This window comes from Psychrobacillus sp. AK 1817 (assembly GCF_008807035.1).
GTDB classification, from domain to species: Bacteria; Bacillota; Bacilli; order Bacillales_A; family Planococcaceae; genus Psychrobacillus; species Psychrobacillus faecigallinarum.
Window position 1 is genome coordinate 2,934,662 of sequence record NZ_CP031739.1, and the last position, 23,857, is coordinate 2,958,518.

Consider the following 23,857-nt stretch of genomic DNA (forward strand, 5'->3'; position numbering starts at 1 on the left):
TTAATTTTAGAATTTTTCAATGGTATAAATCCAGTTAGCACGCATTACTTCAGCTAGCTTTGGAATATCCTTTTCTTTGAATAATCGTATTAACTCCTTATGCTGTTCAATGGAATATTCCCTTAAGTTAATTTTTTCATAATAGTAAAGTCTACGAACATGTGCTTGAAGCATTTCTACCATAGAGAATATGTATGGATTATTAGCTCGAGCCACAATCAGCTGATGAAATTCCTCATCTAATTTTAATGCTTTTGTAAAATTCTGTGCATGCAGAGCTTCTGCAAATTCATTGTTTTTTTGTTCTAACAGGTTTAATGTTTCTTCATCCATATTAGGTGTTGCTAGTTCAGCTGCAAGTGCTTGTAATACAGACAGTGGAGGAAGCAGGTTATAGATATCTTCAGGCTCCACTGGCGTAACCTGTGTTGCTCTGCCTGGTTGCATCGTTACAAAGCCCTGCGATTCCAATAACTGAAGAGATTCTCTAATGGGTGTCCGGCTAACTCCTAAAGCTTGGGCTAGCTCTATATCGTTTAACTTTTCGTCCGGTTGTAGAGTACCATCTATAATCCATTGTTGAAGCTGATTAAATGCATGAAGTTTCGCTGTAGTACGAACTGGTTTAGTATGATCGACTGGTATAGGCATGAGACAGCCTCCTTAAATTTTCCTAGTTGAATCATATTATACACTATATTATACAATATATCGCAGTTTTTATTGAAAGATTTCCTTATTCTACTAAAATTTTTAGCGTAATACTTTTAACGTCAATTACAGATTCCTCTGCCATAATGTCCTGAAGCATTATTTCTTTAAAGTAGGCCACACTCTTTTCTAATGGCAAATGTAATATTTTTCGTAAGGCTGTCTCGTACATCTTAATAAATTCAGGATCGGTATTTCCATGTTGGAGTTCTGTAAAGGCTTCGTATACCTGGTCCATTTTATCTGCCAGCTCTAGTAGACGACCCTCTATTGTTTCGTCCTTACCTTCTTTCATTCTGTCGAAAAAGACGGGACGGAATTCTTCAGGTATTTCATCTAATATAAACTTTTCCATCATCTTTTCTTCGACATGGGAAAGCATTTGCTTTAATTCCGGGGAAGCATGTTTGACGGGAGTTTTAATATCTCCGATAAAAATCTCTGCAAAGTCATGGTTAATGGTTTTTTCGTACAGGGATTTCCAGTTAATCACTGCACCATTATTTTCTTCAATGGTTCCAAAGAACATAGCATACTGAGCTACCTTCCATGAATGTGCAGCAACGTTATGTTCCTCGTATTTAAACCTGCCTGGTGCTCGAATGATTCTTTCTAAGTCATTCATGCTCGTAAAAAAACGATGGATACCCATTGTTAATCACTCCTTTCTTTTATATTACCTAAATAGCCGAAATTCATGTAGTGGAAACTTCCAAGAATTCTAATTAGTTTTATTTTCCCTACATTGGGGTAATCCTAATACTAACGTTAAGGAGGAATTGATATGGCGAAATATGAAAAGTTAAAAGAAAATTTACTTGATCGGTTTAACGAACTAGAGGAAAGCTTAAATAATGATGAGGAATTTGAAACAACAGAGTTGTCTAATTACGACAATCATCCTGCTGATAATGCTACTGATTTAACTGACCAACATACGAGATTGGCTCTGCGAAAGCATGCAGAAGAAGAAATAGAAGATATTAAAGATGCCTTACAGGCTTTAGATGAGGGTACTTATGGAAAATGTAGTGTATGTGACAAGCAAATCCCTATTGAACGATTAGAAGCTGTTCCGACAACTCTAACCTGTGTAGACCATGCGCAGCAAGAGGTAAATGATCTTCGACCTGTAGAAGAGGATAGACTAAATGCTGATACTGATCATCCAGTGGATAAAGAAGCAAGAGAAATCAGGGATTTTGAAAATAGCTTTGAAGATGTGGAAGCCTTTGGATCATCAGATACACCGCAGGATAAATGATAAAAATGATGCCAATTCCAATACGGTATTGGGCATCATTTTTATTTTTTAATTTTTATTTTATAGAATGTTGAAGCAATGTCTTTTTTAGCATCGGTCAAAAGTCTTAAGAAATATCAACCACTCTCATTTAACAGCCTGAATTCTTTCTGATACACTAGAGGCAAGGAGGAATTTAAAATGGCAGAAGCTATCGTAATGTTTGATGGTGTGTGTAATTTTTGTGATTCCAGTGTTCAATTTATAATCAAAAGAGACTCTAAAGGTCATTTTCAATTTGCTGCGCTTCAAAGCGATGCAGGAATGAAATTAAAAGAACAATACAGTATTTCTCATAATATAGACAGTTTTATTCTCATAGAAGACGGGAAAGTCTATAAATTTTCTGATGGTGCGCTAAGGGTATGTAGAAATTTAGAAGGAATATGGAGATACATGTATATTTTTATATTTGTTCCAAGACCAATTAGAAATAGTATTTACAAATTTATCGCAAAGAATAGATATAAATGGTTTGGTCAAAAGGATAGCTGTATGCTTCCTTCTCCAGAAGTACGAAGCCGTTTTTTATAAAAGTAAATAATAGATTGATGAGGTGATTGATTACATGAAGCAAGAAGTTTTTGATGTAACAATTATAGGGGGAGGACCTACAGGTTTATTTGCTTCCTTTTATGCTGGACTCCGTGATTTAAAGGTTAAGATTATTGACAGCCTTCCAGAGCTAGGCGGTCAATTGATGGAACTTTATCCGGATAAGTATATATATGATATTGGAGGGTTGCCTAAAATCTTGGCAAAAGATTTAGTAGCTAATTTAGTTGAACAGGCTGCCTACAGCAATCCTACAATATGTTTAGAGGAAACTGCAAACGAGCTTGAAAAGCAGGATGAGTATTTTATATTGAAAACTGATAAAGGGGTTCATTATTCAAAAATAATTCTCCTGACATCAGGGGTTGGTTCTTTCCAACCACGGAAATTAACTGTGCCTGGAGCCAAGGAATATGAAGGAAAAAACCTTCATTATAAAGTAAGGGATTTAAATGACTTTCAAAATTCCAATGTATTAGTTTTGGGTGGCGGGGATTCTGCATTAGATTGGTCGTTAATGCTAGAGGACATAGCTTCCAGTGTGACCATTTGTCATCGACGAGAGCAATTTACAGCGCATGAAAAATCTGTTCAGCAGTTAGATAATTCAAAGGTAGTTGTTAAAACCTCGTATGCAATCAAAGAATTAATAGGCGATGGAGAACGTATTCAAGAAGTTGTAGTGGTAAGTAAGGACAAGATAGAGGAAAACATCCCGGTAGATCATGTGCTAGTCAACTACGGAAATGTTGCCTCGCTTGGACCACTCAAAAGCTGGGGCCTCGAGATGGAAAAGAACTCGGTAGTAGTCAATGAAAAGATGGAAACAAGTGTAGAAGGAATATATGCTGCGGGTGATGTGTGTACACACGCTGGGAAAGTGAAGCTAATAGCTGTTGGATTCGGAGAAGTCCCTAATGCAATCAGTCATATTAAAGCCTTCATAGACCCAAAAGCTCGAGTGCAGCCAAAACATAGTACCAGTCTTTTTGAAGAATCCAAATAAAAATCCCATGCCTCTATTAGGAGGCATGAGATTTTTATTTGTAAAATACTTTATCGATGTTATATTTTGCTTTTAATGTATTGATGGCATATGTTTCATATATTTCACGATCCATTGGCTCTTCAACTACACAAACACTAATTTTATACACTTCTTCGCGATGCTTAATCATTGGAGAAACATTATCCTCAAAGTGTTTTTTAATGCGTTGACGAATTTTACGTGCTTTTCCTACGAATAATAGCTCATCATTTTTGTTATAAAACATAAAAATGCCGCCTTTATCTCTAGGAATTTGGTGGAAGTCGATAAATCCGTAAATTGATGGGATTTCAACTTCTCCTTCATTTAGTGCTTGCTTACGTTGAGTAATTGTTACAGTTGGTTTTGGTAATTCGATTTTAATCATTTCTCTCACGTCCTCTTATTGTCTGTCCCTTAGTTTATCACATTGGAGCGGTAATATCTATTCGAAAGAGGCAGGATTAAACTTACGAGGTACGAAGTTAATTTAGCAACAGAGATAAGGATCTTTAAAAAGATGTATAGTTAGAAGCATTATGCTAAAAAAGGGTAGAGTGACACTAGGAAAGATGGGGAGAAGTTATTTTCCTCAACTAGTTTAGAAAATAGTATTCACATTTGTAAGGTATGTGGATGTGCTAGGAGGATTATAATTTGGGCAGCTTACCAGAATGGTTTTTTGCAGTAGCAATTGCTGTTGTCATTTGTTTTGTTATAGTAGCAGAGTGGTGGACGCGAAGAGGATAGAGTTTATGGTATAATAATATACTAATGATAAGAAAAGAAAGAGGAATCATATGCTAACATTTGAAGAAAAAGAAGCAATTATTCAAGAATTTCCGGAACTAACTCGTAAGGAAGTATCCATGAAGCGAGTTAACTACCATTATGAAGAGAGCTTATACGATAAAACTACAGTAATCTACCATTTACATCCAAACGGAAATGGTTTTGTTTATGTTGGAGATCTTCCTCAATATGAAGCAAAAGAAAAAGGATTAGTGAATATTCGAGAAGTATCAGCAGATGAGCTTCGTAAAATGATTAAAGACTCTATTGACTACTTGGCAACGGAGGAGGAAGAAGCCTTTGATGAAGAAGTAGAAGAGGAGTGGACAAACAAAGAAAGCTCTAAATTGACTCTTTTACAAGAGGATACTCTTTGGAATATTTATCATGGCTACAACCTAGAAGAAAGCTTTGGCTCCTATGATGAAGCAAAAGCTTATCTTTTAGAAGAAGGCTTCCGACGTGGAAAAAGATAAGGAGGTTTTCATATGAAGGGAAAATCGACTGTAGTAATTATTATAGCGATTTTACTCGTAGCTATCGGAGCTACATTTTACTTCATCATGAACTTTTTCGAGAATAATCCTACACAAACACAGCCGATAGGCTATACTACTGGAATTATTATTGATACGGAGGATAGCGGTATCCTTGTTGTAGGAGATTTAACTGAAGAGGAAGCAACACAGTTAACGGTAGAAGAAGCGATAGAAGCTGGAACAAATGCCACTTGGTTTAGAATTTCGATGGCTCAGCGCAACGATTTCGAGTTATATGACCTAGTTAAAGTTGGATATGAGTCTTTACAAGAATCTCATCCAGCTTCAGGTGAAGCTAAAACAATTGAAAAGTTAGATGAATGAATACAAATCTCCTTAGTGATTATCGCTATGGAGATTTTTTTTCTAACTCAAAATCAGCAAGAGAAGGCTGATTCCGCTTTAGGCGGACGCTTTCCGTGGGGTGAGCGATAAGCCATCACCGTCGCTCACGCGTCGTTTGCGATGTCTTATCTGACTCCCTCATCCCACCGGAGTCGCCGCCTGTCGCTTCAATCATAAGTTGTATAGAAATGAGAAAGTCGCTTGGATAAATAACTCAATACTAAATTACAGGAAAAGCATCCACATAAGGCTGATTCCGCTTTAGGCGGACGCTTTCCGTGGGGTGAGCGATAAGCCATCACCGTCGCTCACGCGTCGTTTGCGATGTCTTATCTGACTCCCTCATCCCACCGGAGTCGCCGCCTGTCGCTTCAATCATAAGTTGTATAGAAATGAGAAAGTCGCTTGGATAAATAACTCAATACTAAATTACAGGAAAAGCATCCACATAAGGTTGATTTCGCTTTAGGCGGACGCTTTCCGTGGGGTGAGCGATAAGCCATCACCGTCGCTTACGCGTCGTTTGCGATGTCTTATCTGTCTCCCTCATCCCACCGGAGTCGCCGCCTGTCGCTTCAATCATAAGTTGCATAGAAATGAGAAAGTTGCTTGGATAAATAACTCAATACTAAATTACAGGAAAAGCATCCATAGAAGGCTGATTTCTACTTTAGAAGGACGATTCAATCCTATATGCTGTAATAATGGTTAAGATGTAGTTGTATTAAGGGGGCTCTTTTATTTTGCATTATGCCTGTATGGGTATGTGCTTGAAATTCACGACATCAAAAAGTCCTGTATCAGTGAGCTTTAATTCTGGTATGACTGGTAGGCTTACGAAAGATAAAGTTAAAAACAAATGAAAGTCTAAATGAGGATGTATTAAGTGTAGTGCATCGTGTAAAGCCTCTAACTCCTCGACGGTTTGATGTGCAGGTTTATCTGACATCAGCCCTGCTATAGGCAAGGCGAGGGAAGCCATTACCTTTCCTTCATCCATAATTACAAATCCTCCCTGTATACTTTGCAAGTACTTACAGGCTGCAAGCATATCCTCATCATTTGTCCCAAGTACAATCATGTTATGGGAATCATGAGCAACAGTAGTTGCTATTGCCCCCTTCTGAAGGCCAAATCCGTTTACAACTCCGAGACCAATATTTCCAGTTGCTTGATGACGTTCAATCACTGCAAGTTTAAGGAAATCTTTCTCTGTACAAGGAGTAAACAGACCATCGGAAACAGGAATTTTGACAATTTTTTTGCGAGTAGTGATTTGATTGGGCATTATTTCTATTACATTGGCCGTTCCATCGTTCGTAATAGGAATGGAAAAATCAGAAACAGAAAGTCTAGGTAGGTGAACGGTCTCTGTAATTTCTTTGGAGAGGTAGTTTTGGAAAGATTCTTTTTTTAACATCACGTTATTTTCTGCAATTTTTTGCCCATTCTTCCATACAGAAACTGCACGAAATGATTCTAGATTATCTATCATAAAAAAGTCGGCGTTAAAACCTGGAGCTATTGCCCCTTTGTTGTGAAGTTTATAGCATTCTGCTGCATTTAAGGTTGCTAGCTGAATTGCCTGTAAGGGCTCCATACCTTCGTTAATAGCTAGACGGATGGAATGGTCAATACTTCCTTCTTTTATTAGCTCGTCCAAATGTTTGTCATCAGTACAAAACATAAATCGACGAGCGTTGTGCGTATTTACGGCAGGTAGAATATCTTTTAAGTTTTTGGCAGCAGACCCTTCTCTTATCAAAACATACATGCCCTGTGAAATCCTATCCAATGCTTCCTCGGCAGTTACACATTCATGATCAGTTTGGATTCCTGCCACTCGGTAGCCCCTAATTTGATTTGATTTAAGCCCAGCTCCGTGGCCATCTATTTGGACATTAGCTTCGATGGCCATTATAAGCTTGTCTAGCATCTCAGGATCTCCGGAAAGCACTGCAGGAAAGTCCATTACTTCAGCTAAGCCTAGAACCTCTTCTTTGCTTAAAAATGGTTGTAAGTCTTCAGCTTTTAAGACAGCTCCGGAATTTTCGAAAGGAGTAGATGGAACACTAGAGGGCAGCATAATAAAAATATCCATTTCACTTTTTTGAGCATCATCCAGCATAAATTGGATGCCATCAGGTCCTGAGACATTTGCTATCTCATGTGGATCAGTGATAACTGTTGTAACGCCGCGCGGAAGGAGAATATCACTAAATGCAGATGGAGTTACCATAGAAGATTCAATATGTATATGAGCATCTATTAGACCTGGAATGACATATTTACCTTTTGCATCTTCCTCAGACTTCGCTTCAAAAGTGTTTGTTGTATCAACAGCCACGATATTTCCGCTGGATACTACAATATCTGCTAATCTCCATTCTAAAGAATAGACATCTGCCACCTTTGCATTTCGAAGAATAAAATCAGCTTTTGCTTTCCCTTGGGAAACAAGAATTCTATCTTTTAGTTGCTTTGGATTAATGTTCACAAAGTCGTGCTCCTTTTCTGAATAATTTACTAATTCTAGTAGAACTGCGAGTATAAGGAAAGTTATAATGAAATTATAATCGTATAGGGGGAATAGAGATGATTTATCGAAAAACACAGGCCGCCAATATTGCATTAGCCTTTCTTTTGCTCGTGCTTCTGTCTAATTTTCTATTGTATCGCCCACAGGTGCAGGACTTCTTTTCACTTCAACTTCACAGTGGCGTAGCAATAGGGTCTCTTATTGATTTAGCTATTGTAGCACCTTTATTAGTCTATGCCACCTTTAAAATTTCTATCAAACAAGTAATCGGTCTTATGGTTGGTGGTGTGTTCATAGCTAGATTTTTTATACCTTTTGAATTATTTGCTCCGTTTTCGGGGTTGCTTTATATTGGTATTGCTTTTGAAGTATTGTTAATTTTGGCAGAGTTAAGCCTAGTTTTTCTAGTCATTTACAAGATTCCAAAGATTAAATTGCATATGACTGATATGAAGACTTCGGCACTATATAGCTTGATACCTTCTGTTAAGGAAGTAGTTACAAAAAATATTCTTATCCGTATTATCATTTCCGAATTTTTAATGTTTTATTATGCAATTTTTACTTGGAAAAAGGAGGCCCCGAGTCATCCAAATGTAATTACCCTGCATAAAAAGACAAGCTATATAGCCTTTAATATAATGCTTATTCATGCAATTGTTATTGAAACAATTGGTCTTCATTGGTGGCTACATGATAAATCTGTTATATTGTCTTTGGTCCTATTAGCTTTAAATATTTATAGTGTTTTCTATTTCTTAGCTGACATTCAAGTGACTCGACTACACCCAGCGGAGATAAAAGACGAAAAATTGTATGTGACACAAGGACTAAGTGTTCGAATAATTGTCCCTCTTCATCTGATTAAAGAAGTAGAATGGGGTGCACCCTTACCAGATAAAAATGTCCTTAAATTTATGTATCGTGATTTTGAAACACTAGAGCCTCAGGCAATAATACACTTACATGAGCCTGTAGAGGCGACTATGTTCATGGGCAAGGAAAAGAGGGTGACACAATTCGCCATCCGTGTAGATGAACCGACGAAGCTGATGGAACTATTAAAAGTGCAGTAAAACACATTATTTGACGAGAGATTATAACTTGGCTATAATTATCTCAAATTCGAGATAAAAGAGGAGCTATTGTTATGAAGCATTTATTTATGCAAGGTGAGGATTCTTCGAAACCGACCTTATTATTACTGCATGGTACAGGTGGAAATGAGCATGACCTAGTGGGATTAGGAAAGGAAATAGACAGCTCTGCAAATATTCTAAGTGTACGTGGGAATGTATTAGAAAATGGAATGCCACGATTTTTTAAACGTCTTGCGGAAGGCGTATTTGATCTTGAGGACTTACAAGCCCGTACAGAGGAGTTAAAAAACTTCATCGAAGAAGCGGCTAATAATTACAAATTTGACCGTGATAAAGTAGTTGTAATTGGTTATTCAAATGGAGCCAATATTGCAGGAAACCTTTTGTTTGAATACAAAGATGTCTTCCAGGGTGCGATTCTCCATCACCCAATGGTGCCACGACGCGGCGTAGAGGTTCCAACAATGCCTGGTACGCCTGTGTTCATCGGGGCAGGGAAGAATGATTTTATGTGTCCAGCACCAGAATCCCAAGAACTGAGAGATATATTGCAGGATTCAGGAGCAAACGTAGAACTATATTGGCATGAATATGGTCACCAATTGACGCAAGACGAAGTGCAAGCTGCTAAGGAATGGTATAAAAAGAACTTATAAGAAAAATTGTTCAGCTCACGATAAAGCATAAAAAGGCCTAGTAGGTTTTGAATATCTACTAGGCTTTTTTTATTGTGTCATGTTTATTTAAGTAATGGCAATCGCATCATTCACTTAAACCATGATGTTTTACTATTAGTTTGTAACTTCAACTTAATGAAAGTTCTTTGCTTTGTAAGGTCCTTTTCTAAAAGGCAACCACCAGTTCCAATTACCGAAGAGCTTCATCAGGCTTGGTACTAGAAGCAAGCGTATGATGGAAGCATCTATAGCCACAGCAATAGCTATACCTATACCGATCTGCTTAACAGGCATTACTTCCGTGAAGGCAAATGCTCCAGTTATGACAATCATGATTAATGCAGCAGAGGTAATAATTTTGCTAGTAGAGGTCAACCCATCTACCGTTGCCTTAGTATTGTTGTGATGCTTCAAGTACTCCTCTTGAATGCGTGATATCAAGAATACCTCATAATCCATACTTAGCCCAAACACTAGACTGAAGACAATTACCGGAATAATTAAAGCAATAGTCGTTTCCTCTAAACCAAAATGACCATATTGAAATATATAAACCAGTATGCCAAACGTCGAAGCCAAACCAATAACATTCATGATGATAGCTTTTAAAGGGATTAGCACTGAACGGAATGCAACAGTTAGTATGACAAAGGTAGAGCCAAGTATTATCGCTAGGAGAATCCCAACCTTATCAAATATTTCATCGAATATTTCTTGGTTGAACTTCGGTTGACCGCCTATTAAAATATCTGTACCAATATCTTTGTCGGCCCATTCCCTCGCCCAATCCTGTGCTTCATCGGATGAGCCATTAAGCCCTAATGTGACAGGAATCATTAATTTGTTTTCTTGTATAAATGTCTCTACTAGTGGAGTAAGCTGACTAGAAACTTCAGGAACCATCATGCTTTGCTCCCATTGTTCGACTGTCGATATCTCACTGGCTGTGAAAATCGTATCTATCGATTTTACATCGGGATCGTTCAACAATTGCTTTTCTAAATCCTTAATTGAGTTTAGTCCATCTGTATTTTCCCAACCATCTGGACGATCAGCAATTACATAGATCGTAGACTGGTCCCCCATATCAAACTCATCTTCCATCAATTCATACGCTTGTCGCGAATCATAGTCCTCTGGAAGAGAATCTACAGATGGAATTGTTAACCTCATCTCTTTAACTGGAATTATACCAATTCCTAGCAATACCAAAGCAACAATTATTAAAGTGACCGGTCGCTTCATAACGAAGGAGGCAAAATTTCTCCATTTAGTAGTAGCACCAGGCTTCACACGAAGAAGGGTCCATTTATTGATGCGTTCTCCTAATACCATGAGTAAGGCAGGTAGGAGTGTAATTGAGCCTAAAACTGCTAAAGCAACAACTAACATTCCACCAAGAGCAATATTTTGAAAGATTTCTACTTCTAAAACAAACATGGCTCCTAAGCCAATAAATACACAAAGCGCAGAAAAAATAATAGAGCGACCCGCTGTTTTTACAGAAATTTGTACTGCTTCTATAACAGAATTTTCGGCGAGCTCTTCCTTATAACGATTGATGAGCAATAATGCAAAATCAATACTAAGTGCTAGCCCTAGCATTGGGACTATGTTCAATACGAAAATAGATAAGTCTAGGGATCCACCAAAGAATGTCAGGACTCCAAGTGCGGAAACTACCGTTACAATACCGATAGCAATTGGAACCAGGGCGGCTACCACACTTCCAAATGCAAGGAGCAGCACGACTAGGGCAATCGGAAGACCTATGGCTTCGGCACTAGCTAAATCCTTTTGACTTGCGGCATTAATATCTTTATTGATGGCAGCTGCACCGGTTAAGGTGATGCCCTCTTGGTTGCCGATAGATTCACGAATTTCATCTACTACTTCAGACATACTTTCAGTATCATTGTTAAAATGTAGCATTGCATAGGATACATTTTCCTTATGTAGAGCAGGATCCTCTAATGGTGATTGAATGTCCTTTACAATCTTTAAATCTTCTATATCATTTAACGTTTCCTCGATTTGTTGTTCCGATGTTTTATCAAATACAACAAAGAGCGTCTCTGCTGGAAGGTCAAAGGTTTCCGTAAGCTCATCCATTACTTTCTGATGTTCTCCATCCATATTAAAACCGTCGCCCTCCAATAAACCCGGAAGACGTAGGGCAAAAAAGGCGAGAGCGGCAAACAGGATGATCCATATTCCCAAAGTGACTTTATAGTGACGTGTCACTAGGTTAGCTAAAAACTTCATATATTTCCTCCTTAGGTAAAGCCAAATAATATATAGCTTACAATTTAAACAGTAAGATCAAAGTGGTAGAGTTTCCTTTTTATTGTAATAGAAAGTAAGTTCAACTGCTAATATAATGCTATGATAAGAGTAAACTTTTGAAGGAGGAGTAACCTTGAAAATTACAGCTCCAAAATGTAGAGAAGAATTAGAGGCTATTAACATAAAAGATGCTTTAGAGGAGGATTACTATATATCTAACGGAACTATTAGCTCACTGGAGGGGATTACCGAGTGGGAGGAAAGAGTCGTTTTTGATCAAATTCATTTCCAGCAAGCATCATTTGAGAGCTTACATTTTTACCAGGTAGAGTTTATTGATTGTATTTTTGAAAAGTGTGATCTATCTAATGTAGTAATGGACCAAGCACTATTCCACAGAGTGGAATTTATCGAGTGTAAGCTTTTTGGAGCTAACATTACTGACGGCAGACTAACAGATGTCAGGCTGGTGGAGAACCTCGCAAACTACTTAAATTTAAGTTTTTCTAAGTTAAAAAAGGTGTCTTTTACTAAGTGCATATTGAATCATGCAGATTTTGTAGATTCAACCTTTCAACAGGTAGAGCTAGAAAACTGTGAACTAAACGAGGCAAACTTTACAGATACCTCATTGAATGGAATTGACTTAAGTACCTCAACTTATGAAAATCTAATAGTATCAATGGAGGACCTTAAGGGATGCACTGTGTCCATGGAGCAAGCGATAGGCTTTGCCAAATCGTTAGGAGTAATCATAAAAGAGTAAAAGAAAAAACCTCGTATTCAATTACGAGGTTTTAATTATTTAAAAGAATAAATTTAAGATTTGGAAGATGATAGCTGCTACTAGAGCAGAAATAGGTAAAGTGATAATCCAAGTTAAGACAATTTTTTTAGCAACTCCCCATTTAACGCCTTTCACACGTTGTGCTGCTCCAACCCCCATAATAGCGGATGAAATAACGTGTGTTGTAGAAACTGGCAAATGAATAGTTGTTGCACCAAAAATAATCATAGCAGATGATAAGTCAGCTGCCGCCCCGTTAATAGGACGAATCTTCATGATTTTACCACCAACTGTTTTGATGATTTTGTATCCTCCGATAGAAGTACCAAGACCCATTGCGGTTGCTGCAGCAATACGAACCCAAAGTTGGATATCATCTGTAGCCTGCCATTGGGCAGCAATTAGAGCCATTGTTATAATACCCATTGCTTTTTGGGCATCGTTTGTACCATGAGTAAACGATTGTAATGCCGCTGTACCAATTTGAAAAATACGAAATCTTTTGTTTGTCCCATACAAGCTTCCCTTTTTAAAAATAACTTTAAATAGAGACATCATTAAAAATCCGATTGCTAAAGCAAGGAATGGGGATAAAACTAATGCGATTAAGATATTGGTAAAACCATTATAGTTCAAAACCCCAAATCCAGCAGCAGAAATAGCTGCTCCAGCAATAGAGCCTATTAAAGTGTGGGACGAACTAGATGGAATTCCGTAATACCAAGTAACTAAGTTCCAAATAATCGCTGAAAGAAGAGCCGCTAAAATGATTAACGATCCGTTTTGAAGAGTAAAAGGATCGACTATATCTTTTGTAATTGTTTTAGCAACTCCTGTAAAAGTTAAAGCTCCTACAAAATTCATAATAGCTGCCATTAAAACAGCAACTCTAGGCTTTAAAGCTCTTGTAGAAACTGAAGTAGCAATTGCGTTTGCGGTATCATGGAAACCATTAATAAAATCAAAGGCAAGTGCAAAAAATACAACTAGTATTGTTAGTATAAAAATAGTATCCATTACTGAAACTCCTACGCGTTACGCATAATAATTGTTTCAAGCGTATTAGCTACGTTTTGACAATAATCTGCGATATCTTCTAATTGTTCATATATATCTTTAAATTGAATAATGCGAATTGGATTTTTTTCGTTTAAGAACAATTGCTTAATGGAAGAGCGAAGTACCTCATCACATTTGCGCTCATAATCTTTAATGAGAATGGAATGCTCATGCATTTTAAGTAATTTTTTCTGAGCTAAAAGCTCCATCGCTTTAACAATTTCGTCAGTACTCTTAACGATATACCCTAAGAAGGTACGCATTGAATCATCGATTTCAACTAAAGTAAACATCTCCAGATGCGCAGTGAAATTGTCGATTCCATCTAAAATATCGTCCATTCGGATTGCTAATTCCAGAATATCTTCACGTTCAATCGGTGTCATGAAGGATTTGTTCAACATAACGATTAATTCATGAATTAATGTATCCCCAGCTGTTTCGTAATTCTTAAGGTGTAAGCTAATTTCTTTTAAATCTGAAGCATTATTAATACGGAAATCATCTGCGTAATGAGTGGCTTCACGTACATTTTCTGCAATTTTTAACAGGGACAAGAAAAAAGGATCTGGTTTTTTTGAACTAATCATAAAAGCCTCCTAGACTTTGAGAATGTATTGTTGCTATGAATTTACCTCAAATAGCATACCAAAAAAAATGCAAAATCTACACACTTTTTACTTGAAATTTGCGAAATTTACAATTCTGTAACATTTCAGTGTAGATAAAGGGGGAATAAAAGGCGAAAAAGCCTAATTTTGACGAACTTTGACGGTAATAACTTGTAAAAATAACCAATCAATTATTGTTAAATTTTGAAACTTCTTTGTATTAGATACGTATAACTAGTAAGCAATCAATAAACTGGTAAAGGGGTGAGAAAAATAGATCAAATTTTCTTATACGGCTTAATTGTAATTGGTCTTCTTACTATTCTTTATGTGTTATTTGCAGATGCAATAGATGGCTTGGAAATGGGATTTTTTAATCCGACAACGGTACTCTCCTTCCTATTATTTATTTGTGCTGCTGGATTCATTCTTATGAAGCTAACTAATTGGAGTGAAATTGTAATAATCGCTGTTTCTGTTGTCATATCAGTCCTTTTAACCTTTTTGCTTTACTTTTTTGTCCTTTTACCCCTTGCTTCTGCAGAAGTATCCACAGCCTATACAAACGAATCTTTACAAGGGCAAGTCGCAAAGGTTATTGTTCCTATACCCTCAAATGGGTATGGTGAAATCATTATTGAGACAGTTAACGGTTTAATTGCAAAAAGAGCAACAGGTTTTGACAATGAAGAAATAAATTATGATAAACAGGTTTTAATAATTGAAGTGAAAGATGGCACTTTTTTAGTCAAAGAATATGTGCCTTTTATAAAATAAAAAGGGGGAATTATAGTGGGAATGGAAATGTTAATAGTTATAGGAGTAGTTGTATTTGTTCTATTAATAATGTTGGCAGTCTACGTAACAAAATATAGAACAGTTGGGCCAGATGAGGCACTAATAGTTACAGGCAGCTATTTGGGTTCGAAAAACGTCCATACAGATGATTCGGGTAATCGCATTAAAATTATTCGCGGTGGAGGTACATTTGTATTTCCAGTATTCCAGCAAGGCGAGCCACTTAGTCTTTTATCAAGCAAATTGGAAGTAACCACCCCAGAAGTTTATACTGAACAAGGAGTTCCAGTTATGGCTGACGGGACAGCTATTATAAAAATTGGTGGTTCAATTTCAGAAATTGCTACAGCAGCTGAGCAGTTTTTAGGGAAATCAAAGCAGGATAGAGAAAATGAAGCAAAAGAAGTACTGGAAGGTCATTTACGTTCTATTCTAGGGTCTATGACAGTAGAAGAAATTTACAAAAATAGAGATAAGTTCTCTCAGGAAGTACAACGGGTAGCTTCACAAGATTTAGCGAAAATGGGATTAGTCATTGTTTCATTTACGATTAAAGATGTTCGCGATAAAAATGGCTACCTGGATTCACTAGGGAAACCAAGAATCGCACAAGTTAAGCGTGATGCGGATATCGCAACAGCTGAGGCAGAAAAAGAGACGCGCATCAAGCGAGCAGAGGCTTCCAAGGATGCTCAAAAGGCAGAAATTGAGCGAGCGACAGAAATAGCAGAGGCGGAAAAAGACAACCAGTTAAAGGTTGCTGAATATAGACGTGAGCAAGATATTGCGAAGGCACGTGCAGACCAAGCCTACGAGTTAGAAACAGCTAGGTCTAAGCAGGAAGTAACCGAGCAGGAAATGCAAATTCAAATTATCGAACGTCAAAAGCAAATTGAGTTGGAAGAAAAAGAGATACTACGTCGTGAAAAGCAATATGATTCAGAGGTTAAGAAAAAAGCGGATGCAGATCGCTATGCTATCGAACAAAATGCAGCTGCATCCAAATCACGTGAAATTGCCGAAGCCGATGCAGAAAAATATCGAATTGAAGCAAAGGCAAAAGCAGATGCGGAAAAAGTTCGTTTGGATGGTTTAGCTAAAGCAGACGCTCAGCGTGCACAAGGGGAGTCTGAGGCAGATATTATTCGACTTAAAGGTCTTGCAGAGGCGGAAGCAAAACGAAAAATTGCTGAAGCGTTTGATCTGTACGGTCAGGCCGCAGTTTTGGATATGGTTGTAGATATGTTGCCTGAATATGCAAAACAAATTGCTAGCCCACTTTCGAATATTGATAAAATAACTGTAGTAGACACTGGTGGTGGAGAAGGCGGCGGTGCTAACAAGGTTACCTCTTACGCTACTAATTTGATGTCTACACTTCAAGAAACTTTAAAGGCTTCCTCCGGAATCGATGTGAAGGAGATGCTCGAGAGTTATGCGGGGAAAGGAAATATTCGCCCAAGCATTGAACAATTAACTCAGGAAGTAAAAAAATCCAAGGATGAACAGGAAGTACGTGAAGTTCAAGAAGTTAAATAATATTTCTAACAATATTAGTATTTAAAAGAAGGTTCTCAATGACTGGAGAACCTTCTTTTTTTATGTATATATTTCCTTTGTAGGTAACTAATTGTATAATTGAGGTTAAGAATGTCGAATTTTGTTGGACTCCGGAGGAATAATGATACTTACAAGAGAGCAACTTCAAGATATTAAAGAAAAGCAAAGTCTACCAAAAGTAATCACAGACAAAACGGTTACTACTTATATTGGTAGTTCTAATAATATTTCATATGCCCTTTATACACTGACGCCTGCAAGTACCTCATGGATATACAGTAAACAAAATAATACTAAGAATTATATAGAGAAATATACTATCATAACTGGTAGATTAAAAATAAATTGGTGTGACGAACAAGTAATTTTGAGCCCTGGTGATGTAATTGAACCAAAATTTTATGATGCACTCATAACGTGTCATGCAAAGGATATAGTTGAGATTTTAATCGAAATGACATCTAACTATTTTGAAAGAAATTTTTCAGAAAGAAGTATAATTCATCGGGATGCTCTGCGCATTCAGGAGGTGGATGGATATACTTATCACCATTGTGCAAGAATTAGAGATTACTCCATCGAGCTTTGGAAAAGAATGAGGCCAAATGGTGAAGGGGTGGATAGATTAAGTTTAGGCTCCTATTTTCATGATATAGGCAAATTAGCAATTCCCATTGAAATCCTTAATAAGGCTGGAAAGCTTACAGAGGAAGAATGGAAAATTATAAAAATGCATACGACATTAGGGGCAGAAATAATGAGGAATCATGAAATTCCACGTATTCGTGAAGCTGCTTTTATTGTCGAAGAGCATCATGAGAGGTATGATGGAAAAGGGTATCCCTATGGACTGCTGGGTAATGAAATTTCCTTGGAATCATCTATAGTTTCGGTTGTAGATGCGTTTGATGCAATGACAACTAACCGGGTCTATCGGGGTGCAATGACCTTTGAAGAAGCCATTCAGGAAATGAAGGATGGTAGGGGAACTCAATTTAACCCAAAGGTTCTAGATGAATTTCTTAAAATGTTAGAAGAACACAATAATCAATGGTAAAGAAAAGGAGCGAGAAAAAATGTCTTATCGTATTGAGCATGATTCTATGGGAGAAATTAAAGTTCCACAAGACAGTCTTTGGGGAGCACAAACACAAAGATCTAAAGAAAACTTTAAAATTGGCACAGAAAAAATGCCGATTGGTGTCGTACATGGACTAGCTCTATTAAAAAAATCTGCAGCAATCGTTAGCCACTCTCTTGGTAATTTATCAGAAGTAAAGAAAGATGCTATAGCAGCAGCAGCAGATGAAATACTTGCAGGAAAATTAGACAATCACTTCCCATTAGTTGTTTGGCAAACTGGTAGTGGTACACAGTCTAATATGAACGTTAACGAAGTGATTGCCAATCGAGGCAATCAACTATTAGAAGAAAAAGGTAGTGAAGAGAGACTTCACCCTAATGATGATGTAAACAAATCACAAAGCTCAAATGATACATTCCCAACTGCACTTCATATTGCAGGTGTTCTTGCTGTCGAAAAAGATCTTTTACCTGCAATTGATGTTCTACAAGAGACGTTAGGTAAAAAATCTGAACAGTTCATGGATATTGTTAAAATTGGACGTACACATTTACAAGATGCAACACCCCTTTCCCTCGGTCAAGAATTTAGTGGCTGGCACAGAATGCTAGAGAAATCTTCTAAAATGATTACAACAGCTGTGGCAGATATGAAAGAGCTTGCTGTTGGAGGGACAGCGGTAGGTACTGGCTTGAACGCCCCAAAAGGTTTTGGTGACCTAGTGGCAGCCGAAATATCCAAGGCACTAGGAATTGAATTTACATCAGCAAAAAATAAATTCCACGCTTTAACAAGCTATGACGATGTTGTTTATGTACATGGTGCAGTTAAGGCTCTTGCAGCGGACCTAATGAAAATTGCTAATGATGTCCGCTTACTTGCAAGTGGTCCCCGTTCTGGTATTGGGGAAATCTCAATTCCTGAAAATGAACCAGGAAGCTCTATTATGCCTGGTAAAGTTAACCCAACTCAAAGTGAAGCGATGACTATGGTTGTTGCTCAAGTTATGGGGAATGATACATCCATCAGTTTTGCGGCGAGTCAAGGTAACTACCAGTTAAATGTATTTAAACCTGTAATCATTCACAATTTCCTACAATCTGTGCGATTATTAAGTGATGCAATCATTAGCTTTAATAACAACTGTGCAGTTGGAATCGAACCGAACTTAGAAACAATTAAACATCACGTAAACAATTCTTTAATGCTTGTAACTGCTTTAAATCCATACATTGGATATGAGAATGCTGCGAAAATTGCTAAGCATGCCCACAAAAATGGCACTACTTTAAAAGAAGCAGCAATTGAGCTAGAGCTTTTAACTGCTGACAAGTTTGATGAAATTGTACGACCAGAAAAAATGATTTAATCGAGGTTAATATGAAAAAAATTCTATTTATATTATGTTGTTCTATATTGGTTCTTGCCGCATGCAGTCAAAAAGAAGAGAGTAAAGAAGAGAAAGAACACATGGAGCACGACCATGTGACTCATTTAGATAACGGCGATATTCAAGAAACCACGTCGTCTACAGACGTGCTTCCAGAGTTTTTGAATGAACAATCTGAAGATATGCAACTAATCTATCAGGCAGCTGCAAAAGCAAATGATGTCCTTAAATGGATGCCTTGCTACTGCGGATGTGGCGATAGTGCTGGCCATAAAAGCAATTTCAACTGTTTCGTCGATGAAATTAAAGAAAATGGCGAAGTAGTCTGGGATGACCATGGTACACGCTGTGCCGCTTGTTTAGAAACAGCCGTTACGTCTATCAAAATGGTTCAAGAAGGTAAGTCACTTACTGAAATTCGCGCAGCGATAGACGAAGCATATAAAGAAGGCTATGCAAAACCAACAGACACACCTATGCCATCTTAAAATAGTACTGCTCCTATCTCATTAACAGTGAGAGGGGAGCAGTTTTTTTGTCTTAGCACATTGACCCCTTAAAGACTTATCTTGAAAGTCCCCTGAAAATGAGAAAAGGGAGTGTTTGCTTGTTGATGCAGTATTACTTTCTAACAATCGGTCGTCGGTTTCCACAAAATCAGATGGCCATTACTTTATCGTTACTATCTGTTATTTGCTTATAAGTGACATGGGATTGTGTCGAAAATACCCTATCTACATAAAGTTATATACAATCTTAAGAAATTCTTCATCTTTATCCTTCTTAAATGTTAAGAAAGGCTGGCTAGAATGAGTGTATAGCAAAATATGAAAGGGGAATAGGCATGATACACGTAAATAATGTTAATCATACATTTTTAATAGGAAAGAAAGGAAAGGAAAAGAAGGTACCGGTACTAAAAGGGCTAACCTTTAATGTGCAAGAGGGAGAAATAGTAGCGGTTGTAGGAAAGAGTGGTTCTGGTAAATCTACCTTATTAAACACAATAGCAGGATTTATGAGTCCAGAACAAGGATCCATTATTATTAATGGGCAAGAAACGGCTGCATTAAATGAAACAGAAAGAGCAGAATTTCGTTTAAACAATTTTGGCTTTATTTTTCAAAGCTTTCAACTTATGCCAGGATTGACTGCTTTCGAAAATATTGAGCTTCCTTTAAAGCTGAAGGGGGTATCACCTAAAAAACGCAAAGTTAGTGTCCTCCAACTTATGAAAAAGGTTGGGTTGGAATCTGTGTCTGATCATTATCCTAATGAGTTGTCCGGTGGTCAGCAGCAACGAGTAAGTATTGCTCGTGCCTTGATAACCAACCCGCCTATTTTATTGGCAGATGAACCAACAGGTAGCCTGGATTCAGAAACAGAACAAGACATTCTGCTGCTCATCCAGGACTTAAATCAGACTATGGGGGTAACTTTTGTCATTATTACACATGACGATGAAGTAGCAAGCATTGCTCACCGTAAATTTAAGATGCACGATGGAGAGTTGAAAAAGGAGGACATGTCTCATGTTATTTAAAGATCAATTAGAATTTGTGAGCCAGCATATTAAGAAAAATAAACTAAGAGTATTTATGACTGTACTTGCAGCGACAATGGGGTGCGCATTTTTAATCGTGTTAGCATCAATCGGGTTTGGGGTACAGGATATGATGCGTACTGAAATTCTCCAGGACCAAGCTATCACGGAGATAGAAGTATATGAAAAGGAAGATGGCATTGACTATGAGGAAATAAAAAATATAGAGTCTATTGGTGCAGTTGTTCAAAGAACCAGTATAGAAACACAAAACTTGTTTCAACTAGATGATAGAACAATATACGGGAATGCCCTGATGACAGACTTTGAGGAAGAAAAAAAATCAAATCTTAAACTATCTGAAGGTAGAATGCCTACAAATGATAAGGAAATTGTAGTTGGTTATCATTTTGCAGAAAATTTATGGACCGAACAAGAGCGATCAACATGGGAAGAAAAGGGAGGAGAAGAAGGTGATATGCCCAAAGGATATGAGGGCTCCATTCTAGGCAAGGAAGTCACCTTATCCTTACAGCCATATGATCAAGAGGAAGTATTCCCAGAGCAATGGACGTTTACGATTGTAGGGGTTGCAGCTCAACCAGCAAGAGACTGGATAGTGGACCAAAATATACTTATAGACAATAGTTGGATGGACGAGTTAGTAGCAGCATATAAGACGAATGTTGGAGAGATACCAGAGAACTTTTTATATACTAGAACTACCATTTATACGGCAAGCCTAGAGCATGTGAAAGCAGTGACGGAAGAGTTAAAAGAAATGGGTTACAGCGTTTACTCTGTATCTGAACAGCTAGAGCAGTTAGACGTGTTTTTCATGGTATTTAAAATAGGTCTTATATTTATCGGTACTATCGCAGTTTTAATTTCATCTATTGGTATCTTCAATACTATGACAATGGCAGTAACGGAGAGAACAAGAGAAATTGGTGTTATGAAAGCAATAGGAGCAAGTCCTAAACTAGTTAGACGCCTTTTCCTGATGGAAAGTGCCTGGATTGGAATTATAGGGACTGTGCTGGCGGTCATTATCTCTTATGCAGTAAGCTTTTTAGCAAATTGGGTACTGCCAATCGTAGTTGGAATGGCATTAGAGGAAGAGAGTATTGAGGGCATGGCACTTACTTTTTCATTAATTCCTTGGCAGCTTGTTGCAATTGCTTCTTTCATAAGTATAGGCGTAGCAATGATTTCCGGCTGGAGACCAGCTAAGAAAGCAACTAAAATTGACGTAATTCAAGCCTTAAGACAAGAACTATAAGACAAAAAAGAGTGAACAGGTACCATTACGGTATCTGTTCACTTTTTTGTTCCAGTTCCAGCACATTGCCCCATTTGCTTGTCGGGGCAAACATAGGCGCTTGCGCATTTCGTGTTTGTCTAGCTCCAGCGCCTTGCCCCTCGAGGTCAAATGGAGTAAAGCAGCGGTGGCCGAAGAGCAGCCACCTTGCATTCCCCCATTTGCTTGTCGGGGCAAACATAGGCGCTTGCGCATTTCGTGTTAGGATGCGGCAATAGTAAAATATGCGATGAATAGTACAAATACTACAATCATATTTAATAAATTATATCTCATTCTTGAAATCGTCTGCTGAAATTTCCCTGATTTTTTAACTGCTGTAATGCCTGCGTATATTATCAAAATGGCCATGACAAAAGACAGAATCGGGTGGAGTGGATAAATTCTTACATTTAAGAAATGGACAATAATCACTGCAATAGCCATAACGATGCCATAGGCAACTTTTTGGTAAGTAGGATCTTTCACTATTTTCTCTCCTTGAAATGAAGTGGTTAGTTCGTCTTCAAGTATTCCTTTAATTCATTTTCTAAAAATGGCTGAGCATTTAGCATCTGTTTAAATTGTTGATAGGCTTCCATTTGTTTAGAGGTTGGCTTATCTCCTGTTCTATAAGCACGTATTAAAATATTCTTTGGTGTGTTTTCTAAATCTATAAATTCCACTAATTGAGCCTCATATCCTACCATATTTAAGATTTCCGCTCGAATAGAATCTGTTGCTAGTGCTGAAAAGCGTTCTTTAATGAGACCATGCTTCAACATGATATCTAAATTAGGTGCTTCGAGCTGTTTGTTCAATTCGTGCTGACAACAAGGAACACTTAATATGACACTCGCATTCCATTTGACTGCACGCGCTAGTGCCATATCTGTCGCTACATCACAGGCATGTAAGGTGACAACCATATCTACGGCAGTTTCTTCGTTGTAATCATTTATATCTCCTACTAAAAATTCAAGCTGATCATAGTCTAAGTCTTTAGCTATTTGTGAACATTCCTCAATGACTTCCTTCTTCAAGTCAAGCCCGGTGACACGAATGTCTAAGCCCTTTTCAATTTTTAAGTAGTGGTATAGCGCAAACGTTAAATAGGATTTACCAGAGCCAAAATCGAGGATTCTAACCGTTTTATCCTTTGGTAAGTAAACAAGGGTATCATCAATGAATTCAATAAAGCGATTAATTTGTTTAAATTTATCATACTTTTGTTTTTTCACTTTTCCTTCAGCAGTTTGTACCCCTAAACGAATTAAAAAAGGATAAGGTGTGTGCTCGTCTAACAAATAATTTTTTTTGCGGTTATGAGACAAATTCACTTGTTTAACAGAAGCTGTTTTTTCAGCTTTAAACATAACTTTATTTTTCTTAGAGAGTTGTATTTGAAGCTTTTCCTCAATAAAATCAGCATGTAATTGACGGAAATCCTCCAGTAACTTGTCCCATATAGCAGGAAATTCTTCTAATAGAATATTTTCGTGCTTTAAAATACGTTCGTACTGGTATTCTAATTGGATATGATACATATTTTTTATCTCAATAGGTTTTAATTTTACACGTTTAATTTCATTTGATTTAGCCCTTGGTTGACTAACAGTCGCCTGAATAAGTTGTTTAGATAAAATTTGGTCTAATACCTTTTCTTTCATTTCCAGGAATTCCATTAATATCGCCTTCTTTTTCGTAAGATACTTGAAAATAGTGTATCACAACGAGATATTACGTAGGTAAAGAAGTTCCTTTATGAGACGAGAGAAAACACTTAATACTCTTTTATAATATCAGAATTTTATGATAATATAAATAATAAGTAGTCAATCGAAAGGGGAG

At 37.4% G+C, this 23,857-nt stretch carries 24 protein-coding genes; 15 read left to right on the top strand and 9 right to left on the bottom strand.

Annotation, left to right across the window (positions count from 1 at the left end; all coding sequences use genetic code 11):
* Positions 1-6 precede the first annotated feature (6 nt).
* Positions 7-651 carry a GntR family transcriptional regulator gene (locus tag D0S48_RS14690; protein WP_151112377.1) on the bottom strand — a complete coding sequence of 215 codons (645 nt, stop codon included), beginning with the start codon at positions 649-651 and terminating at the stop codon, positions 7-9.
* An 85-nt stretch (positions 652-736) separates the two neighbouring features.
* A complete protein-coding gene (locus tag D0S48_RS14695; protein ID WP_151112379.1) occupies positions 737-1,363 on the bottom strand; it encodes a YfbR-like 5'-deoxynucleotidase in 627 nt (208 codons plus the stop codon).
* Positions 1,364-1,495: 132 nt separating this feature from the next.
* Here D0S48_RS14695 and D0S48_RS14700 point away from each other — a divergent pair, with 132 nt between their 5' ends.
* From D0S48_RS14700 to D0S48_RS14710, 3 genes are all read left to right on the top strand, one after another.
* Complete coding sequence (locus tag D0S48_RS14700; RefSeq protein ID WP_144539423.1) at positions 1,496-1,975, top strand: TraR/DksA C4-type zinc finger protein; 480 nt, start codon at positions 1,496-1,498, stop codon at positions 1,973-1,975.
* A gap of 180 nt (positions 1,976-2,155) precedes the next feature.
* Positions 2,156-2,548 (top strand): thiol-disulfide oxidoreductase DCC family protein, encoded by a 393-nt coding sequence (locus D0S48_RS14705; protein ID WP_151112381.1) that lies wholly within the window; start codon positions 2,156-2,158, stop codon positions 2,546-2,548.
* Between the two features lie 34 nt (positions 2,549-2,582).
* Positions 2,583-3,575 carry an NAD(P)/FAD-dependent oxidoreductase gene (locus tag D0S48_RS14710; protein WP_151112383.1) on the top strand — a complete coding sequence of 331 codons (993 nt, stop codon included), beginning with the start codon at positions 2,583-2,585 and terminating at the stop codon, positions 3,573-3,575.
* Positions 3,576-3,609: 34 nt separating this feature from the next.
* Here the strand turns inward: D0S48_RS14710 and D0S48_RS14715 are convergent, their stop codons facing one another.
* Positions 3,610-3,984, bottom strand: coding sequence for a nucleotide excision repair endonuclease (locus tag D0S48_RS14715; protein WP_144539429.1), 375 nt, complete (start codon positions 3,982-3,984; stop codon positions 3,610-3,612).
* A gap of 412 nt (positions 3,985-4,396) precedes the next feature.
* Between D0S48_RS14715 and D0S48_RS14720 the strand changes: the two genes are divergently transcribed.
* Both D0S48_RS14720 and D0S48_RS14725 read left to right on the top strand, forming a co-directional pair.
* Positions 4,397-4,864 (top strand): hypothetical protein, encoded by a 468-nt coding sequence (locus tag D0S48_RS14720; RefSeq protein ID WP_144539431.1) that lies wholly within the window; start codon positions 4,397-4,399, stop codon positions 4,862-4,864.
* A gap of 12 nt (positions 4,865-4,876) precedes the next feature.
* Positions 4,877-5,251 (top strand): DUF3221 domain-containing protein, encoded by a 375-nt coding sequence (locus D0S48_RS14725; RefSeq protein WP_151112385.1) that lies wholly within the window; start codon positions 4,877-4,879, stop codon positions 5,249-5,251.
* 769 nt (positions 5,252-6,020) lie between these two features.
* Here D0S48_RS14725 and ade read toward each other — a convergent pair.
* Positions 6,021-7,769 (bottom strand): adenine deaminase, encoded by a 1,749-nt coding sequence (gene ade, locus D0S48_RS14730; protein ID WP_225321629.1) that lies wholly within the window; start codon positions 7,767-7,769, stop codon positions 6,021-6,023.
* A gap of 98 nt (positions 7,770-7,867) precedes the next feature.
* Between ade and D0S48_RS14735 the strand changes: the two genes are divergently transcribed.
* Positions 7,868-8,887, top strand: a complete 1,020-nt coding sequence (locus tag D0S48_RS14735) for a beta-carotene 15,15'-monooxygenase (protein ID WP_144539437.1) — start codon at positions 7,868-7,870, stop codon at positions 8,885-8,887.
* 74 nt (positions 8,888-8,961) lie between these two features.
* Complete coding sequence (locus tag D0S48_RS14740; protein WP_151112389.1) at positions 8,962-9,567, top strand: alpha/beta hydrolase; 606 nt, start codon at positions 8,962-8,964, stop codon at positions 9,565-9,567.
* A 153-nt stretch (positions 9,568-9,720) separates the two neighbouring features.
* Here D0S48_RS14740 and D0S48_RS14745 read toward each other — a convergent pair whose 3' ends face one another.
* The gene (locus tag D0S48_RS14745; RefSeq protein ID WP_151112391.1) at positions 9,721-11,853 is read right to left on the bottom strand and encodes an MMPL family transporter; all 2,133 of its coding nucleotides are present in this window, start codon (positions 11,851-11,853) and stop codon (positions 9,721-9,723) included.
* Positions 11,854-12,007: 154 nt separating this feature from the next.
* Here D0S48_RS14745 and D0S48_RS14750 point away from each other — a divergent pair, with 154 nt between their 5' ends.
* Positions 12,008-12,640, top strand: a complete 633-nt coding sequence (locus tag D0S48_RS14750) for a pentapeptide repeat-containing protein (protein WP_144539443.1) — start codon at positions 12,008-12,010, stop codon at positions 12,638-12,640.
* 39 nt (positions 12,641-12,679) lie between these two features.
* Here D0S48_RS14750 and D0S48_RS14755 read toward each other — a convergent pair whose 3' ends face one another.
* Together D0S48_RS14755 and D0S48_RS14760 are read right to left on the bottom strand one after the other, a co-directional pair.
* Positions 12,680-13,678, bottom strand: a complete 999-nt coding sequence (locus D0S48_RS14755) for an inorganic phosphate transporter (protein WP_144539445.1) — start codon at positions 13,676-13,678, stop codon at positions 12,680-12,682.
* An 11-nt stretch (positions 13,679-13,689) separates the two neighbouring features.
* A complete protein-coding gene (locus tag D0S48_RS14760; RefSeq protein ID WP_144539447.1) occupies positions 13,690-14,310 on the bottom strand; it encodes a DUF47 domain-containing protein in 621 nt (206 codons plus the stop codon).
* 285 nt (positions 14,311-14,595) lie between these two features.
* Between D0S48_RS14760 and D0S48_RS14765 the strand changes: the two genes are divergently transcribed.
* From D0S48_RS14765 to D0S48_RS14795, 7 genes are all read left to right on the top strand, one after another.
* Complete coding sequence (locus D0S48_RS14765; RefSeq protein WP_144539449.1) at positions 14,596-15,108, top strand: NfeD family membrane protein; 513 nt, start codon at positions 14,596-14,598, stop codon at positions 15,106-15,108.
* 21 nt (positions 15,109-15,129) lie between these two features.
* Complete coding sequence (locus D0S48_RS14770) at positions 15,130-16,668, top strand: flotillin lipid rafts scaffold protein FloT (RefSeq protein WP_144539650.1); 1,539 nt, start codon at positions 15,130-15,132, stop codon at positions 16,666-16,668.
* Positions 16,669-16,810: 142 nt separating this feature from the next.
* Positions 16,811-17,746 (top strand): HD-GYP domain-containing protein, encoded by a 936-nt coding sequence (locus D0S48_RS14775; RefSeq protein ID WP_144539451.1) that lies wholly within the window; start codon positions 16,811-16,813, stop codon positions 17,744-17,746.
* A gap of 19 nt (positions 17,747-17,765) precedes the next feature.
* Positions 17,766-19,142 (top strand): class II fumarate hydratase, encoded by a 1,377-nt coding sequence (fumC, locus tag D0S48_RS14780; RefSeq protein ID WP_144539453.1) that lies wholly within the window; start codon positions 17,766-17,768, stop codon positions 19,140-19,142.
* A gap of 11 nt (positions 19,143-19,153) precedes the next feature.
* Positions 19,154-19,651, top strand: coding sequence for a PCYCGC motif-containing (lipo)protein (locus tag D0S48_RS14785; RefSeq protein WP_151112393.1), 498 nt, complete (start codon positions 19,154-19,156; stop codon positions 19,649-19,651).
* A 356-nt stretch (positions 19,652-20,007) separates the two neighbouring features.
* Positions 20,008-20,706 carry an ABC transporter ATP-binding protein gene (locus D0S48_RS14790; protein WP_144539457.1) on the top strand — a complete coding sequence of 233 codons (699 nt, stop codon included), beginning with the start codon at positions 20,008-20,010 and terminating at the stop codon, positions 20,704-20,706.
* Positions 20,696-21,988 (top strand): ABC transporter permease, encoded by a 1,293-nt coding sequence (locus tag D0S48_RS14795; RefSeq protein WP_144539458.1) that lies wholly within the window; start codon positions 20,696-20,698, stop codon positions 21,986-21,988. Before D0S48_RS14790 ends, D0S48_RS14795 begins: the two co-directional genes overlap by 11 nt.
* A gap of 240 nt (positions 21,989-22,228) precedes the next feature.
* On the opposite strand, the gene D0S48_RS14800 is transcribed toward D0S48_RS14795, so the two are convergent.
* A complete protein-coding gene (locus D0S48_RS14800) occupies positions 22,229-22,495 on the bottom strand; it encodes a hypothetical protein (protein WP_144539460.1) in 267 nt (88 codons plus the stop codon).
* Positions 22,496-22,521: 26 nt separating this feature from the next.
* Positions 22,522-23,691 carry a class I SAM-dependent methyltransferase gene (locus D0S48_RS14805; RefSeq protein ID WP_151112395.1) on the bottom strand — a complete coding sequence of 390 codons (1,170 nt, stop codon included), beginning with the start codon at positions 23,689-23,691 and terminating at the stop codon, positions 22,522-22,524.
* Between the last annotated feature and the right edge of the window lie 166 nt (positions 23,692-23,857).